The sequence below is a fragment of the Sphingomonas guangdongensis genome (genome assembly GCF_900199185.1).
GTDB lineage: Bacteria > Pseudomonadota > Alphaproteobacteria > Sphingomonadales > Sphingomonadaceae > Sphingomonas > Sphingomonas guangdongensis.
On record NZ_OBMI01000001.1, the window covers coordinates 1021034 to 1037455 of the forward strand.

Annotated in this window: 17 protein-coding genes; 8 read left to right on the top strand and 9 right to left on the bottom strand. The window is 70.8% G+C overall.

What is annotated here, in order from left to right; all coding sequences use genetic code 11:
- Positions 1-7 precede the first annotated feature (7 nt).
- Positions 8-892, bottom strand: coding sequence for a LysR substrate-binding domain-containing protein (locus CRO12_RS04930; RefSeq protein WP_097062837.1), 885 nt, complete (start codon positions 890-892; stop codon positions 8-10).
- 287 nt (positions 893-1179) lie between these two features.
- Here CRO12_RS04930 and CRO12_RS04935 point away from each other — a divergent pair, with 287 nt between their 5' ends.
- A complete protein-coding gene (locus CRO12_RS04935; RefSeq protein ID WP_097062838.1) occupies positions 1180-3480 on the top strand; it encodes a CDC48 family AAA ATPase in 2301 nt (766 codons plus the stop codon).
- On the opposite strand, the gene CRO12_RS04940 is transcribed toward CRO12_RS04935, so the two are convergent.
- Positions 3449-4735, bottom strand: coding sequence for an MFS transporter (locus CRO12_RS04940; protein ID WP_097062839.1), 1287 nt, complete (start codon positions 4733-4735; stop codon positions 3449-3451). The two genes, CRO12_RS04935 and CRO12_RS04940, sit on opposite strands and share 32 nt — an antisense overlap.
- Before the next feature lie 142 nt (positions 4736-4877).
- Between CRO12_RS04940 and CRO12_RS04945 the strand changes: the two genes are divergently transcribed.
- The 6 genes from CRO12_RS04945 to CRO12_RS04970 are packed head-to-tail and all read left to right on the top strand — an operon-like array spanning position 4878 to position 10909.
- Positions 4878-5489, top strand: a complete 612-nt coding sequence (locus CRO12_RS04945; protein WP_097062840.1) for a class I SAM-dependent methyltransferase — start codon at positions 4878-4880, stop codon at positions 5487-5489.
- A gap of 4 nt (positions 5490-5493) precedes the next feature.
- Positions 5494-6543, top strand: a complete 1050-nt coding sequence (locus tag CRO12_RS04950) for a type III polyketide synthase (RefSeq protein WP_179640914.1) — start codon at positions 5494-5496, stop codon at positions 6541-6543.
- Positions 6540-7229, top strand: a complete 690-nt coding sequence (locus CRO12_RS04955) for a methyltransferase domain-containing protein (protein WP_097062841.1) — start codon at positions 6540-6542, stop codon at positions 7227-7229. Before CRO12_RS04950 ends, CRO12_RS04955 begins: the two co-directional genes overlap by 4 nt.
- Positions 7208-8287, top strand: coding sequence for an NAD(P)/FAD-dependent oxidoreductase (locus CRO12_RS04960; RefSeq protein WP_097062842.1), 1080 nt, complete (start codon positions 7208-7210; stop codon positions 8285-8287). The genes CRO12_RS04955 and CRO12_RS04960 overlap by 22 nt, the downstream gene beginning before the upstream one ends.
- A 31-nt stretch (positions 8288-8318) precedes the next feature.
- Positions 8319-8717, top strand: a complete 399-nt coding sequence (gene msrB / locus CRO12_RS04965) for a peptide-methionine (R)-S-oxide reductase MsrB (RefSeq protein WP_097062843.1) — start codon at positions 8319-8321, stop codon at positions 8715-8717.
- A gap of 53 nt (positions 8718-8770) precedes the next feature.
- Positions 8771-10909, top strand: a complete 2139-nt coding sequence (locus tag CRO12_RS04970) for a transglycosylase domain-containing protein (RefSeq protein ID WP_097062844.1) — start codon at positions 8771-8773, stop codon at positions 10907-10909.
- Here the strand turns inward: CRO12_RS04970 and CRO12_RS04975 are convergent.
- From CRO12_RS04975 to CRO12_RS04985, 3 genes are read right to left on the bottom strand one after another with little or no spacing between them, the layout of a single operon-like run.
- On the bottom strand, positions 10885-11514 hold the full coding sequence (locus CRO12_RS04975) for a M48 family metallopeptidase (protein ID WP_179640915.1): 630 nt from the start codon (positions 11512-11514) through the stop codon (positions 10885-10887). The genes CRO12_RS04970 and CRO12_RS04975 overlap by 25 nt on opposite strands.
- A 44-nt stretch (positions 11515-11558) precedes the next feature.
- On the bottom strand, positions 11559-11954 hold the full coding sequence (locus CRO12_RS04980; protein WP_425442998.1) for a YcgN family cysteine cluster protein: 396 nt from the start codon (positions 11952-11954) through the stop codon (positions 11559-11561).
- 38 nt (positions 11955-11992) lie between these two features.
- On the bottom strand, positions 11993-12598 hold the full coding sequence (locus tag CRO12_RS04985; protein WP_097063361.1) for an SCO family protein: 606 nt from the start codon (positions 12596-12598) through the stop codon (positions 11993-11995).
- A 47-nt stretch (positions 12599-12645) separates the two neighbouring features.
- Between CRO12_RS04985 and CRO12_RS04990 the strand changes: the two genes are divergently transcribed.
- Positions 12646-13248 carry an ankyrin repeat domain-containing protein gene (locus CRO12_RS04990; RefSeq protein WP_097062847.1) on the top strand — a complete coding sequence of 201 codons (603 nt, stop codon included), beginning with the start codon at positions 12646-12648 and terminating at the stop codon, positions 13246-13248.
- Positions 13249-13261: 13 nt separating this feature from the next.
- Here CRO12_RS04990 and CRO12_RS04995 read toward each other — a convergent pair whose 3' ends face one another.
- The 4 genes from CRO12_RS04995 to tsaD form a co-directional block, all read right to left on the bottom strand.
- A complete protein-coding gene (locus CRO12_RS04995) occupies positions 13262-13732 on the bottom strand; it encodes an MmcB family DNA repair protein (RefSeq protein ID WP_097062848.1) in 471 nt (156 codons plus the stop codon).
- A 131-nt stretch (positions 13733-13863) separates the two neighbouring features.
- Complete coding sequence (locus CRO12_RS05000) at positions 13864-14412, bottom strand: DUF1697 domain-containing protein (RefSeq protein WP_097062849.1); 549 nt, start codon at positions 14410-14412, stop codon at positions 13864-13866.
- Positions 14409-15380 (bottom strand): NAD(P)H-dependent glycerol-3-phosphate dehydrogenase, encoded by a 972-nt coding sequence (locus tag CRO12_RS05005; protein WP_097062850.1) that lies wholly within the window; start codon positions 15378-15380, stop codon positions 14409-14411. Before CRO12_RS05005 ends, CRO12_RS05000 begins: the two co-directional genes overlap by 4 nt.
- Positions 15377-16402 carry a tRNA (adenosine(37)-N6)-threonylcarbamoyltransferase complex transferase subunit TsaD gene (tsaD, locus tag CRO12_RS05010; protein ID WP_097062851.1) on the bottom strand — a complete coding sequence of 342 codons (1026 nt, stop codon included), beginning with the start codon at positions 16400-16402 and terminating at the stop codon, positions 15377-15379. Before tsaD ends, CRO12_RS05005 begins: the two co-directional genes overlap by 4 nt.
- Between the last annotated feature and the right edge of the window lie 20 nt (positions 16403-16422).

Genomic DNA, 16422 nt, shown 5'->3' on the forward strand with positions numbered 1-16422 from the left:
CCCGGCCTCACGCGCTCGCGACCGACTCCACCAGCCAGTCGTGGAACAGGCGGACGGGACGGGTCGCGAGCGCGCGAGGACGACACACGAACCAGTAGCTGTAGTCGCTGTCGACGGCGATATCGAACAGGTGGACGATGCGATCGTCGTTGGCCGATTCGAAATGCGTTTCCAGCATAAAGGCGACACCCAGGCCCTGCGCCGCCGCCTCCAGCATCAGCGAGCCTGAGTCGAAGTGGTCGATCGCCAGCGGCTCCAGGTTCGGCAGCCCGGCCGCCGCCTTCCACTGGGTAAAGGTTTCCGGCATGTCGCGGTGCAGCAGCACCGTCTCACCGGCGAGCTGCGCCGGGTCGGTGATCGGGTCGGCTCCCTCCACCAGCGTGCGCGCGCCGATGACGTAGACGCGGTTGCGATCGAGCCGGCGCGCGTAGAGGGCCGGATCGATCTCCCGCGCGAGCACGATCGCGACGTCGAGCCCGTCGCCGAGGCGGCTGGTGCTGTGGCCGCCGGTGTCGACGTCGAGGTGAAGGTGCGGATGCCGCTTCTTGAGCTCACCCAGCCGCGGCAGCAGCCGCTGTGTCGCGAACAGCGGCAGTACCCCGAGTCGCAGGCGGAGCAGCTCCACACCGCTGGTCATCGCCTCTACCGTGTCGCTCATCGCGTCGAGCGCGGGCGCGATGCCGGCGAGCAACCGCTCGCCGTCGCTGTTCAGCCGTAACGCCTGGTGCCGGCGCTCAAACAGCGACTTGCCGATGAAGCGTTCCAGCGCCTGGACGCGGCGGCTGAGCGCGGGCGACGAGAGCGCAAGCTCCTCCGCGGCTGCCTTGATCGAGCCAAGCCGCGCGACGTGGACGAACGCCTCGATCGCAGTGAGGGGTGGTAGCCGGCGCACGGGCTTGATAGTGCGCCGCAACAAACGAGATTGTCAAAAGCGGACGCTGGGAGCGTTACCAGTTGCAGCGAATGCAACCAACCTAGATCATTTCGCACTTGCACAAAAAGTCGCTGCAGCGCACTTAAAGCGTGCCTTTCAGGCATCCTCTCCTAAAACTTTCCAGGGCCGGTCCGAAAGGATCGGCCTTTTTTCTTGCCGTTCCGTTAAGCGGGCAGCCCCTCGCGCGGAGGGAACCCGCTCCCTATCTCCCGCGCTTCGTGCCCAATCGGCAAGGGAGCAAGCGGGTGGCTGAAGCGGACGTCGCGGTCAGGAAGTTGCAGGTCGCCAACGCGCGGCCGGAGGATAGCGGGCGCGGGCTCGCCCATATTCCCCGTTCCATGATGGCGGCGCTCGGCATTGCGCAGGGCGACGTAATCGAGATCGTCGGCAAGCGCACCACCCCTGCGACCGCGGTCCTACCCTATGCGGAGGACGAAGGACTGGAGATCCTGCGGATCGACGGCCTCCAGCGTGCCAACGCCGGGGTCGGCTCCGGCGACTTCGTGGAGGTACGCAAGGGCGAGTCGAAGCCGGCGAGTCGCGTCGTCTTCGCGCCCGCCGCAAAGAACGTGCGGTTGCAGGGGCAGCCCGCCGCGCTCCAGCGCAGTTTCGCGGGGCGCCCGATCACGGCCGGGGACACGGTCGCGACCGTCGGGCAGCAGCGCGTCGCTGGCGGCGACCTGCCACCCAACATCGCGCGGATGCTGAACGCGCCGGCCTATGCGCTGCAGGAAATCCGCATGGCGGTGGTGTCGACGACGCCCAAGGGCGTGGTCCACATCGACGAGAATACGGAGATCGAGCTTCGCGCCGATTACGAGGAGCCTAAGGAGTCGCGCCGGGCCGACGTCACCTACGACGACATCGGCGGCATGGCGGGCACCATCGACCAGCTGCGCGAGATGGTCGAGCTGCCGCTGCGCTACCCCGAGCTGTTCCAGCGACTCGGCGTCGACCCGCCCAAGGGCGTGCTGCTCCACGGTCCGCCCGGCACCGGCAAGACGCGCCTCGCGCGCGCGGTCGCGAACGAGAGCGACGCCGCCTTCTTCCTCATCAACGGACCGGAGATCATGGGCTCCGCGTACGGTGAATCGGAGAAGCGGCTGCGCGAGGTGTTCGAGGAGGCGAACGCGAGCGCGCCCTCCATCGTCTTCATCGACGAGATCGATTCGATCGCGCCCAAGCGCGGGCAGGTGTCGGGCGAGGCGGAGAAACGGCTGGTTGCGCAGCTGCTCACGTTGATGGATGGGCTGGAGGCGCGCGCCAACGTCGTCATCATTGCCGCCACCAACCGGCCGGAGGCGATCGACGAGGCGCTGCGTCGCCCGGGCCGGTTCGACCGCGAGATCGTGGTCGGCGTCCCCGACGAGCGGGGTCGGCGCGAGATCCTGGGCATTCACACCCGCGGCATGCCGCTCGACGGCGGGGTCGATCTGCGCGAGCTGGCCCGCACCACCTACGGCTTCGTCGGTGCCGACATGGCGGCGCTGGTCCGGGAGGCCGCGATCGAGGCGGTGCGCCGGATCATGCCGCGCCTGAATCTGGAGGAGCGCTCGATTCCCGCCGACGTGCTCGACACGCTGTCGGTCACCCGCGACGACTTCCTTGAGGCGCTGAAACGCGTCCAGCCGTCGGCGATGCGCGAAGTGATGGTGCAGGCGCCGACCGTCCGCTGGGAGGATGTCGGCGGGCTCGACGATGCGCAGAATCGGATGAAGGAAGGCGTCGAGCTGCCGCTCAAGGACCCGGACGCATTCCGGCGCCTCGGCATCCGCCCGGCCAAGGGCTTCCTGCTCTACGGTCCGCCGGGCACCGGCAAGACGCTGCTGGCGAAAGCAGTCGCGCGCGAGGCGGAGGCGAACTTCATCGCCACCAAGTCGAGCGACCTTCTCTCCAAATGGTACGGCGAGAGCGAGCAGCAGATCGCCCGCCTGTTCGCCCGCGCGCGTCAGGTTGCGCCCTGCGTGATCTTCATCGACGAGCTCGATTCGCTGGTGCCCGCGCGCGGCGGCGGGCTGGGCGAGCCGCAGGTGACGGAGCGGGTGGTCAACACGATCCTGGCCGAGATGGACGGGCTGGAGGAGCTGCAGTCGGTGGTGGTGATCGGGGCGACCAACCGCCCCAACCTGATCGACCCGGCGCTGCTCCGCCCCGGCCGCTTCGACGAGCTGATCTACGTCGGCGTGCCTGATCAGGCCGGGCGGCGGCGGATCCTGGGCATCCAGACCCAGAAGATGCCGCTCGACGCCGATGTCGACCTCGACCGGGTCGCCGCGCAGACCGAACGGTTCACGGGTGCCGACCTGGAAGACGTGGTTCGCCGCGCCGGCCTGATCGCGCTGCGCACCAACCTGGGCGCGGCGAGCGTCACCATGGCCAACTTCGAGGCGGCGCTCGACGACTCACGCGCCTCCGTCTCGGCCGAGATGGAGGAGGAGTACCGGGCGATGTCGGCGCGGCTGAAGCAGGACGCGGTGTCGATCCAGCCGATCGGCTTCATCGCGCCCGGCTCGCTCAAGGGTCGCGGGCCGAAGGGCGAAGACTGAGGAGCGCGTAGACGAGCAGCACGAGGAGCGCAGCCGCCGCGGTCAAATACGGCAGCGGCTGCGCCATCCCGTAGAGCGCCACGCCGATCGACGGGCCGAGCACGAAGGAGGCGCCGTTGACCGAGGTGATCTTGCCCGCGACCGACCCTTGCGCCGCCTGCCCCACCGCAAGCGACGCGCCGGCGGTGTAGCCCGGCCGCACGAAGCCGAAGCCCATCGCGGAGAGCGCATAGGCGGTCGCGATCCCGTACAGGCTGTCGGCGAGCGCGATCGCCGCGCAACCGACGGCGGCGAGCACCAGGCCGACGATCGTCAGTGTCCGTGGGCGTAGGTCGAGCAGCGGGATCAGTCCCCATTGCACCAGCAGCGCTGCGCCAGCCCCCATCATCAGCACGAGCCCCGTCGGCTCCAGCGCAGCGGCCGGCGCGAGTGCCAGCCGGTCGATGATGAGAAAGCCGATCGCCTGCCCCGTCATCGCCTGTGCGTGCCCCATGACCAGCCCGATCAGCACCCAGGCGCGGATCCGCTGGTCGAGAAAAGTCACTGTCTCGCCGCGCTCGGCGGTCGCGGCCGTCACGCTGGCGCCGCTCGACTGCCCACCGATCGAGGGATAGGCGCTCACGGCACCCTGCCCGGGCGCCGCCGCGGCCGGGTTGTGCAGCATCCGCGCGACGAGCAACAGCACCACCGCGCCGAGCACCAGCGCGAAAAAGGCGGGGCCGGACAGGCCGACGTTGATCCGGCCGACATGCCCGACCACCAGATAGGGCGCGAGCGCCGGCCCCAGGATCGTGCCAAGGCCGAAGGCGGAGGCAAGCAGCGCCAGCGCGCGCGTCCGCTCCTCCCGGCTGGTCCGCCCGGCGACGATCGCCTGCACCGCCGGCGGCGCGGCCGCACCGAAGCTGCCGTAGATCATCCGTGCCACCACGAACGCGCCGAACGCCGCCGCCCCGCTCAGCCAGCCGTTGATCCCGGCCAGCAGGAACAGGCCGCAGCCGAGCTGCGACAGCGTGAACCCCGCCATGCCGAGCAGCACCATGCGGCGGTGACCGTAGCGCTCCGACCGGTTGGCCCAGAACGGTGCCGCGATCACCCACATCAAAGCGCTGACGGAGAAGGCGGCGGCGACCGCCGCGTCGGCGACCCCGAGCGAGCGCCCGAGCGCGGGCAGCACGCTCTGCAGCGCGGTGTTCCCGGCGGCGATCGTCAGCATGACGACGAACATCAGCGTGAAGGTGCGATCGGGCCGAGCCATGCCGCGCCGACCCTGCCGTACCGTCGGCCGCCGACGCAACCTTTCGCCCGATCCGCGCGCTTGGTTCGGCAGCGATGCTTGCAACTTGGCGGCAAAGTTGCGACGCACCGGCGCTTATCGCGTTGAGAGAGCAAGGACCTTCATGAACAGTTCGGCCACCACCGCTGCCGGATCACGCAAGCGCAGCCGCCGGTCGACCCAATGGGGCATGTTCTTTCGCGGTTTTCTGAAGCACCCGGTGATGGTCGGCTCGGTCATCCCGTCCTCCGACCGGCTGATCGGCAAGATGCTGGGACGCGTCGACTGGGCCGACACGAAGCTGTTCGTCGAATACGGTCCAGGTGTCGGCACCTTCTGCAATCCGATCCTCGAGCGGATGGCACCGGACGCGCAGCTGATCGCGATCGACACCAATCCTGACTTCGTCGCCTACCTTCAGGACGGCATCCGCGATTCGCGCTTCTCCGCCGTCCATGGATCGGCTGCGGACGTCGCGGCGATCGTCGCCGCGCACGGGCACGAGGCGGCCGACTTCGTGCTATCGGGCCTGCCCTTCTCGACCCTGCCGCCGGGCGTCGGCGCGGAGATCGCGGCGGCGACCCATGCGGTGCTGCGCCCCGGTGGCGCATTCCTGGTGTATCAGTTCAGCCCCAAGGTCCGCGATTTCCTCACCCCGCATTTCGAGCGGATCGACCACGACATGGAATGGTGGAACGTGCCGCCGGCCCAGCTCTACTGGGCATGGAAGGACTAGGGTCATCCCCTATCTTAACGCGGTCGGGACCGCGGTTCCGGACCACGACATCCACCAGCCATTCATCGGCTGGGCGCGCGCGCAGCTTGGCCCCCGCGAGCAGCCGGTGTTCGACCGGATGGCGGCCCGCGCCGGTATCGCGCATCGCTGGTCGGTGCTGCCGCGCCTCGCCGACGGCGGCTCACCGGTCGACGCCGGCGGATTCTACGCCACGGCACCGTACCCGGGCACGGCCGCGCGGATGGCGCTCTACGCGCAGGCGGCACCGGATCTCGCAGAGGCGGCGATCCGCGCACTTGAGGAACAGGTGGTGCTGGACGGCGTGACGCACCTGGTCACCGCCAGCTGCACGGGCTTCGTCGCGCCTGGTATCGACCAGATCATCGCGCGGCGCTTGGGCCTTGCGCCTGATGTTGAGCGGCTGCTGGTCGGCTTCATGGGTTGCTACGCCGCGGTGGCGGCGCTGCGCAGCGCGTACCACATCGTGCGGTCGCAGCCGGACGCGCGAGTGCTGGTCGTCTGCGTCGAGCTGTCGACCCTTCACCTTCAGGCGGCGACCACGCTGGAGCCGCTGCTTGCGATGCTGCAGTTCGGCGACGGCGCGGCAGCGGGGCTGGTGACCGCCGAGGCCGGCGGCTTCGCGATCGAGGCACCGTTCGCCGCCGCGCTGCCGGACAGCGGCGAGCTGATCCGCTGGGACATCACGGACCAGGGCTTCGCGATGCACCTGTCCGGCGCCGTCCCGGCCCGGATCGCGGCAGCGCTCGCGGACGACACCCTGATCACGCGCGTGACGGGCAGGGAAGCGATCGACGCCTGGGCGGTGCACGCCGGCGGTCGATCGATTTTGGATGCGGTGGAGAGCGCCCTTGCGCTGCCCCGGTCCGCACTCGCCGCATCGCGTGCGGTGCTGGAGGCGAAGGGCAACATGTCGTCCGCCACGCTGATGTTCGTGCTGGCCGATCTGCTGAAGCGGCCGGCGGCGCGCGGCGTCGCGCTCGCCTTTGGTCCCGGGCTCGCGGCCGAGGGTTTCCGGTTTCGGTCGGCGGCATGACCCTTCGCCACCGTGTCCAGGCCGAGGAGCGGATGGATGCGGAGGATTTGCCGCCGGACGTGCTCGCCGCCGTCCTGAGCGACCTGGCGCAGGTCAACCGCGTGACGCTGGCGGCGCGACCGACGCTCACCTTCCTCGCGCGCGCCTTGTCGGGGCGGACCAGCGTCCGCCTGCTCGATGTCGGCTTCGGCGACGGCGACCTGCTTCGCCGCATTGCCCGCTGGACGGCGAAGCGCGGGATCGCGGCCGAGCTGATTGGGATCGACCTCAACCCCAACAGCGCACCCGCCGCCCGCGCCCACACGCCACCCGGACTGCCGATCGAGTACCGCACCGGCGACTATGCCGCCCTCGCCGGCGAGCCGTGGGACATCGTCGTCTCCAGCCTGGTCGCGCACCACATGAGCCACGCCGAGCTCGTCACCTTTCTGCGGTTCATGGAGGCGCATGCCCGCGTCGGCTGGCACGTCAACGACCTCCACCGGCATCGGTTCGCGTACCTCGGCTACCCGTTGCTCGCGCGCGTGTGGCACTGGCACGAGATCGTACGCCATGACGGCACCCTGTCGATCGCACGCAGCTATCGCCCGGCCGAGTGGCCGCCGATCCTGGCGGAGGCGAGGGTGAGCGACGCCCGCGTCTACCGCGCCTTTCCGTTCCGGCTATGCGTCGAGCGGCTGCGCTGATCCTGGGCGGCGGGCCGGCGGGCAGCGCCGCCGCGATCGCGCTGGCGCAGGCCGGCGTGCGCGGGACGGTGATCGAGCGCACGCGCGAGACCGGCGACGCGCTGTGCGGCGGGTTCCTCAGCTGGCGGACACTCCGGACGCTCGAGCGACTCGGGATCGCGGCCGAAGCGCTCAACCGTGAGGCGATCACCCGCGTCCGCCTGTTCGGCGGCGGGCGGGTGTCGGAGGCGCCGCTGCCCGCGCCCGCCCGCGCCGTCTCGCGACGACGCCTCGACACGCTGCTGCTCGACCGCGCGCTGGCGCTTGGCGCAGGCGTGGAGCGCGGCATCGCGATTCGACGGGTCGAGGGCAACGCCGCGATCACCGGGGATGGCGGCGCCCTGACCGGCGATGCGGTGCTGCTCGCGACCGGCAAGCACGACGTGCGCGGCCTCCCCCGCCCGAGCGTCGCCACCGATCCGGCGATCGGGCTGCGCATCCGTCTGACCCGCACACCGGCACTCGACCGGCTCGTCGGAGACGCGATCGAGCTGCACCTGTTCCATGGCGGCTATGCCGGGCTGGTACGGCAGGAGGACGGCAGCGCCAACCTCTGCCTCGCGGTGCGCCGCTCGCGCCTGCAGGCGGCGGGTAGCCCTGCGCTCCTGCTACGGGAACTCGCGCGTGATCACCCCGCGCTCGGCGAGCGGATGGAGTCGCTGACCGGCGCTGCCGCGATCGATGCGGTTGCCAACGTGCCCTACGGCTGGCGCGCGACGGCGTCCGTACCCGGCGTGTACCGGATCGGCGACCAGGCTGGCGTCATTCCGTCGCTCGCCGGCGAGGGGATGGGGATCGCGCTCGCGAGCGGGATGGCGGCCGCGCAGGCGGTGCTTGCCGGTGAGCCGCCCGCGCGCTTCCAGCCGGCCTTCGCCCGCCGCCTGCGCCGCCCGGTCGGCGTCGCAGCCCTGCTGTGGCGCGTCGCGGAGCGACCGGGCGGCGCACGGGTGATGTCCCTGCTCGCCGGGTCCGCCACGCTCACCGACCTCGCCGCGCGGCTGACGCGGATCGGGCGTTGATCTCCGCCCCTGCCCACCACACATTCGCGTCATGGATCACATCACCCTTTCCGAGCGCGAGTGGCGCGAGAAGCTGACCCCCGAGCAGTTCCACGTCCTGCGCCAGGCCGGCACCGAGCGGCCGTTCGCGGGCGCCTACGACAACAACAAGGCGGACGGCGTGTATCATTGCGCCGGGTGCGACCTCGACCTGTTCGACAGCATCGACAAGTTCGATTCCGGCTCCGGCTGGCCGAGCTTCACCCAGCCGGCGGGCGAGGACCGGATCAGCGAGCACCGCGACGTCAGCCACGGCATGACCCGGATCGAGGTACGCTGCGCGCGGTGCGATGGCCATCAGGGCCACGTCTTTCCGGACGGCCCGCCACCGACCGGCCTGCGCTACTGCATCAACTCGGTCGCGCTCGACTTCCACCCACGCGAGGGCTGACGGGAACGCTTGTTCACGGATTGCTAACCATCTAGTCGCTTGAGACGACTGCGATGGCGAGCCGTTCCCGAACCAAGTCCGCACCCCCTGCGCGGTGGAAGACAGTGCTCAAGTGGCTGTTCGGGCTCGGCCTGGGCGCCGCGCTCCTTGGGCTGCTCGCGCTCGTGATCGCGGTCTACACCGCGCGTGCTTCGCTTCCGAGCTTCGATGAGCTGAAATCGTCGCCGAACGGCCAGATGATCCGCGTCCACGCCGCCGACGGCACGGTGATCGTGTCGCTCGGCCCGAGCTACGGCGAATGGATCCGCTACCGCGACATCCCGCCCGTCATGCGCGACGCCATGATCGCGGTGGAGGACCGCCGCTTTCGCAGCCACATCGGCGTCGATCCGATCGGGGTCGCCCGCGGCATCCAGGTCAGCCTGGAGCGGAAGCGCCGGGTCGCGGGCGTGTCCACGATCACGCAGCAGCTGGCGCGCAACGTCTTCCTCTCGTCCAGCCGCTCCTACGGTCGCAAGGTGCGCGAGGGCATCCTGGCGCTGGCGCTCGAGCGCAAGTTCACCAAGGACCAGATCCTCGAGCTCTACCTGAACAAGGCCTATTTCGGTGGCGGTGCCTACGGCATCGACGCGGCCAGCCGCCGCTTCTTCGCGCATGCCGCCACCTCGCTCAGCACGTCGGAGGCGGCGATCATCGCCGGGCTGGTGAAGGCGCCGAGCAACTATTCGCCGACCGCCGACGCCGACGCCGCGGTGGAGCGCGGGCGCGTGGTGCTACGGCTCATGCAGCAGCAGGGCGTTCCGGCCGCGATGGGCGTGGACGAAGCCGACGTGCAGGCGGTGAAGCTCGCGCCCGAGCCCTTGCGCAACTCGGTTCGCTACTTCACCGACTGGGCGCTGCCCCAGCTCGAGATGCTGATCGACGAGACGGTGGAGCCGATCGACGTCTGGACCACGCTCGACCTGTCGATGCAGCGCGCCGCGGACGAGGCGATCCGCGCCAATGCGCCGAGCGGCGCGCAGGGCGCGCTGGTCGCGCTTGATCGCGGCGGCGAGGTGCGCGCGATGGTCGGCGGCAAGGACTATGTCTCGTCGATCTACAATCGCGCGACCCAGGCGACGCGTCAGCCCGGGTCCGCGTTCAAGCTCTTCGTGTACCTCGCCGCGCTGGAGGCTGGGCACAAGCCCGACGACCAGGTCGTCGATGAGCCGGTAACGATCGAGGGCTGGAGCCCGCGCAACTCGTCGCGGCGCTTTTCCGGGTCGATCGACCTGCGCACCGCCTTCGCCTACTCGCTCAACACTATCGCGGCGAAGCTGGGGCTGGAGGTCGGCTTCTCCACCGTCGCCGACATGGCGCGACGCTTCGGGATCACCACCCCGATCAATACGCATCCGTCGATGGTGCTCGGCACCTCCGACGTGCGCCTCCTCGACATGACCCGCGCGTTCGCCAGCATCTCGCAGAAGGGGGTGGCGGTGACCCCGTACGGCATCACCCGCGTCACCGCGAACAACCAGGTCATTTACAACCACGAGGTCGATACCAGCCGCGTGCTGGTCGCTCCCTATGTCGCCGCCGGGATCACCGACCTGCTCCAGACCGCGGTCAACACCGGCAGCGCTAACGCCGCGCAGATCGGGCGCCCGACCGCGGGGAAGACCGGCACCACCACCTCCAACAAGGACGGCTGGTTCCTCGGCTTCTCCAGCGGGCTGACCACCGGCGTCTGGATGGGGCGCGACGACGCTCGCACCGTACCGGGGCTGCAGGGCGGCACCGCACCGGCACGTGCCTTTGCAAGCTTCATGCGCCGCGCGGTCGCCAGCCGGCCGGTCGAGCAGTTCGAGACGGAGGTGACGCTCCCCGAATGGCAGCTCGAGCCGGACGAGGAGAGCTACTACGGCGAGCCGGACAACGGCGTGTTCGTCGATGCGGACGGCAACCCCGTCGAGCAGGTGCCGGAACAGCCGCGCGCGGCCGAGCAGGAGGAGCCGCGCGAGCAAGACGAAGCGCCGCCGCCCGATGACGAACCGCAGCTCGACCAGGAATTTATCGACCGGGTGACCGGCCGCACGCCGCCGCGGGTCACGGTGTCGCCGATCCGCCAGCCCCCGGGTGTTCGCGACTTCGGGCGCACGCCGCCCGAGCGACCACTAGCGCGCGATCAGGACGTCCGCCCGAACCAGTGAAGCGTGGCACCGTCGCTGCGCAGCCAGCGGCGGGCGGCATCCGCATCGCCCTCGTAGAGCTCGGCCACCAGCGCGTGGAAGCGCGGCGAGTGGTTCATGTGGACGCGGTGGGCGACCTCGTGCGCGACGGTCGCACGGCGAACGTGGCGGGGGGCGAGGATCAGTCGCCAGCTGTAGCGGATCCCGCCCGACGACGAGCAGCTGCCCCACCGGCTCCTGGTGTCGCCGACCCCGACCTTGCTGACCGTGACGCCGGCGCGCGCGGCATACTCCGCCGTCTCCGCCGAGAGCAGGCGCAGCGCCTCGCGCCGCAGCCAGCGCTCGACCCGGCCCGCGAACCCCTCGGGGTCACCGCCGACCACCAAAGTGTCGCCGTCGCATACGGGCGTCCGCGCCGCGCCTGTGCGCCACACCAGCGTCAGCGGCTCACCCGCGACCGGCACCACTGCACCCGGCACGAACGGTCGCGCCTCCGGCAATCGCGCGCGCTGGGCCGCGATCCACGCCTGATGCCCGTCGGCCCAGGCGAGCGCGTCGGCGAGCTTCGCGCGCCTGGGCAGCACCAGCCGCACCCGCCCGCTCGCCGGATCGACCGCCAGCTTCATGCGGCGCGCCCGCGGGCTGCGCACCACGTCGAAGGGCTGGGTGCTCACAGGTCGCGGTCGACGATGTGGTGCTCCAGGTCGCCGGCATCGTCCTCGCTGACCGTCCAGCCCCGCGTCGACTGGCCGGCGGCGTGCACCGCGTCGCGGTCACCCGACACCAGATAATGCCAGGCGGGGAGCGGCTTGCCCTCGTCCAGCAGGCGATAGGCGCAGGTCGAGGGCAGCCACTCGAGCGTCCGCACCAGCCTGGGTGTCAGCCGCACGCATTCGGCGACATAGGCGTGGCGGTGGCGGTAGTCGGCGCACTGCGCCTGGCGCCGGTCGAGCAGACGGCAGGCGACGTTGGTCGCGAGCAGCTCGCCTGTTTCCTCGTCCTCCAGCTTGTGGAGGCAGCACTTGCCGCAGCCGTCGCACAGCGCCTCCCACTGCGCGCGGTCCATGCGGTCGAGGCTGACGGTTTCCCAGAAACGGTCGTCGGTCACGTGATCCAGCGTTCGAGCTCGTCGGCGACCTTCTCCGGCCCCGCTTCCGTCGGCAGCAGCGCCATTGGCTGGCCGTCCGGACTCATCAGATAGGCTTGGCGGCTGTGGTCCATCAAGTAGCTGCCGCTTGCGCCCGGCTTCTGCTTGGCGAAGTAGACGCCGTACTTCTTGGCCACCTGCGTGATCGCGGCCAGCGGGCCGGTCAGCCCGACCATGCGCGGGTGGAAGTTCGCGACGAACTCCTTTACGACTACAGGCGTGTCGCGCTCCGGATCGATCGACACGAAGATCGGGACCGCCTTGGCCGCCTTGGCCGCGTCGCGCTGCTCCAGCGCCTTCAGGCCCGCGCCGATCGTCTGGACGTCGGTCGGACACACATCGGGGCAGAAGGTGTAGCCGAAGTACATGATGCGGTAGCGGCCGGCGAAGTCGCGCTCGCTTGTCGGTCGCCCATCCTGGTTGATCAGCGTGAAGGGCCCGCCGATCCGCGCGCCGGCGAGCGGCGGCTGGGTCGGGGCGGCGCTCTGCCCGCCGCATCCGGCGAGCAGCAGCGCGGCGAGCAGGCCGGCGGGAATGACTCTGTTCATGGCGGCGCCAGCCATGATCTGATAGGCGCGGCCGCGCAAGCTCACCGCCACAGGGTTCCCCGATGCGTCACCTTCTCCGCTTCTCCGTTCTCGCCCTGCTGGTCGCCGCTCCTGCCGCACTGCCGGCGCAGCGCATGTCGGACAGTTATGAGTTCCTGAAGGCGGTGCGCGATGCCGACGGCACCAAGGTGACGCAGATCCTGGACAAGCCCGGCTCCACCATCGTCAACACCAAGGACAGCGGCTCGGGCGAGACCGCGCTCCACATAGTGACGAAGCGCAGCGACGCGACCTATGTCCGCTTCCTGCTGTCGCGCGGGGCCAATCCGAACGTGCAGGATCAGCAGGGCAACACCCCGTTGCTGCTGGCGGTCGGCAACAATTGCGGCGAGTGCATCGACGCGCTCACCGCCAAGCGCGCGAACGTCAATTTGGGCAATTCGGCCGGCGAGACACCGCTGATCCGCGCGGTGCAGCTGCGCAACCTGGACCTGGCGCGCACGCTGCTGACGGCCGGCGCCAACCCCGACCAGGCCGACGTGCTCGCCGGCATGTCGGCGCGCGACTATGCCCGCCGCGACGCGCGTTCGCCGGCGTTGGTCAAGCTGCTGGAGGAGGCGCCCAAGGCGACCACGCGGGCGGTGTCGGGGCCGCGACTGCGGTAAGTCGCGCGGGCGGCTACCGGTCCGCCAGCGAGTCCGGGTCGACCAGCCCGATCAGCCGCCGTGCCGCGCGCCTGGCGAGCGCCACCGTGCAGCGCCGCCGCGCCGGCGCCGGCATCGCGACCACCGCCGCCTCCCGCACGATCGCCGCATCGTAGCGATCGGCGACGATCACGCCGGCACGCTCGGGCAGGAACGCCGCGCCCTCGAGCGGCGACGCGTCGAACCCGGCCGGCACCGCCCAGAAGAAGCGGTCGCAGTGCGCGAGGTAGTCGGTCCACTTGGCATCGCCGAGTAGGTCGGCGCGCGACACCTTGATCTCCACGATCACCAGCTCGCCCTTCGGCCCCACACCCATCAGGTCGGCACGGCGCCCACCGTCGAGCGTCACCTCCGCGATCGCGACGATGTCGTGGCGGAGCAGCAGCCGGCAGACGCCGCGCGCGACGTCGGCGGCGACGAGGGGAGGGGCGGCAAGCGTGGCCATCCCCGGCGTTTAGAACAGGTCGGGAACGATGGGAAGCGCAACCTCCTGTCGTCACCCCGAACTTGATCAGGTGTCCCGCTTGCCAAGCGGCCAGGCCGAAAGCGGGTTTCCGGCTCATGACCGCGGTGACGTTACGCCTCGAGGGCCGTCAACAGCTTGCCCACCGTGTTCCAGTTCCGCGCGGTGTTCGCGCGCGCGAACCGCTTCTTGCCCATGAGCGCCGGCAGCGTCGATCCGTTCGGACCCGCCGCCGCGCGATCCTTCAGGTCGACGAACAGCTCGCGCCCGTCGACGGCGATCTCCTCCGGCCCGACGTGCTCGGCGCGCAGCACCGCGAGCCATTCGTCCGGCACGGGATCGCGATGGAAGTGGACGAACAGGTGGTTGGGCGCGGTCGCCGCCTGGTGAGGGAACGGATTGGCCGCGATCGTGCGGCGCAGGTCATCGGCGCTGCGCAGGTGATACTCGGTGACCAGCCCCAGCCGCGCCACCGACTCGCGCTCCAGCAGCGCCTCAACCACAGCGGCATCGCCTTCCTCGCTCTCGAAGATCAGGTTCCCCGACGCGAGCAGCGTTCGCACCTCCGTGAAGCCCAGGTCGCGCGCGAACGCCGCCAGGTCGCTCATCAGCAGCTTGCGTCCGCCGACGTTGACGCCGCGGAGCAGCGCCGCCCACCTCATTCGGCGCGCAAGGGGCGGGCGAGCAGTCGCTCCACGACCGCCGCCGCCGCCGCGCCGCCGAGCAGGTCGCAGACCGCCGCGACGACCGGCATGTCGACGTTCGCCGCCGCTGCGGCCTCGCGCAGCACCGGCGCGGTATGCGCGCCCTCCGCCACCGTCCGCCGATCCGCCATCAGCTCGGCCGCGGAGCGCCCTTGTCCAAGGCCGACGCCGAGCGAGAAGTTGCGCGAGCTGGTCGACGAGCAGGTAAGGACGAGGTCACCCAGCCCTGACAGCCCGGCCAGCGTCTCCGCCCGCGCACCGCGCGCAAGGCCGAAACGGGTCATCTCGGCGAAACCACGTGCGATCAGCGCGGCGCGCGCGTTCTGCCCGAGGCCTGCGCCCTCCACCACGCCACAGGCGATCGCGAGCACATTCTTGACCGCTCCGCCGATCTCCGCGCCGACCACGTCGTCGCTGGCGTAGGGGCGGAAGGCCGGGCTGGCGAGCCGCGCGGCAAGCCGGTCGCGCAAGCCAGGATCGGCGCAGGCGAGCGTCACCGCGGTCGGCTTGCCCGCGGCCACCTCATGCGCGAAGGTCGGGCCCGAGAGCACCGCGACCGGCGCTGAGGGCGCGACCGCGCGCGCGACTTCGCCCACCAGCAGCCGCGTGCCCGCCTCGATCCCCTTGGCGCACAGCACGAGCGGGGTCGCCCCGACCGGCGCGGCGGCAAGGACGGCGCGGACGTGCTGCGCGGGCGCGACCACCAGCAGAGCGTCGTGGTAGGCCAGGTCGGCGAGATCGCCGGTCGCGTGAATACTGTCGGACAGCGCCGCGCCCTTCAGGAAGGTCGTGTTCTCTCGCGCGTCGTTGATGGCGGCGACCACCTCCGGCTCGCGCGCCCACAGCGTCACCGGCTGCCCGCCGCGCGCCGCAACCTGGGCGAGTGCGGTGCCCCACGCGCCCCCACCGATCACGCCGATCCTCATGCCTTCACCCCCGCACCCCGAACCGGCTCCGCCACCGGATCAAGCGGCCAGCGCGGGCGGGCAACCGTGTCGAGCGGGTCGGTGTAGCCGGCTTGGAAGCGCTCCACGCCCGCCCAGGCGATCATCGCCGCGTTGTCGGTGCAGAGCCACAGCGGCGGCGCCACGAAGCGCAGTTGGTGCTCCGCGGCGAGCGCCTCCAGCCCGGCGCGCACCGCGCCGTTCGCCGCGACGCCACCCGCCACGACCAGCGCAGTTGCGACAGGTGCCGTCTTCAGCGCGCGCCTGGTGCGATCAATCAGGCAGTCGACCACCGCCTGCTGGAACGATGCGGCGAGATCGGCGGGGCTCGCTGTCCCGACCGCCCGCGCAACCGCGGCCTTCAGCCCGGCAAACGAGAAGTGCGGCTCGGCCGACCCGGTCAGCGGTCGAGGCAGCGGCACCGCCTGGGGATTGCCGTCGCGAGCGGCAGCCTCAACCGCGGGACCGCCGGGAAAGCCGAGGCCGAGCAGCTTCGCCGTCTTGTCGAACGCCTCGCCCGCGGCATCGTCGATCGTGGTCGCGAGCCGGCGATAGCGCGCGACCCCCTCCACCAGCAGCAGCTGGCAGTGTCCGCCCGACACGAGCAGCAGGAGGTAGGGAAAGGCGAGCGTCGGATCGGCCAGCCGCGGCGACAGCGCGTGTCCCTCCAGGTGATTGATCGCGAGCAGCGGCTTGGCGGCTGCGTGCGCCAGCGCCTTGCCGGTGACCAGGCCCACCATGACGCCACCGATCAGGCCGGGACCTGCCGTCGCGGCGACCGCGTCGACGTCGGCGAGGGTCATGTCGGCTTCGGCCAAGGCAGCCTGCACGAGCGGCCCCAGCACTTCCACATGGGCCCGCGCCGCGATCTCCGGCACCACCCCGCCGTAAGGTGCGTGCGCCGCCTCCTGCCCCGCCAGCTTGTGCGCCAGCACGCGCCGGTCGGCGGTGACGAGCGCCGCCGCAGTCTCGTCGCAGCTCGATTCCAGTCCCAGGATCACCATCGACCGCGTCGTAGCTTCTC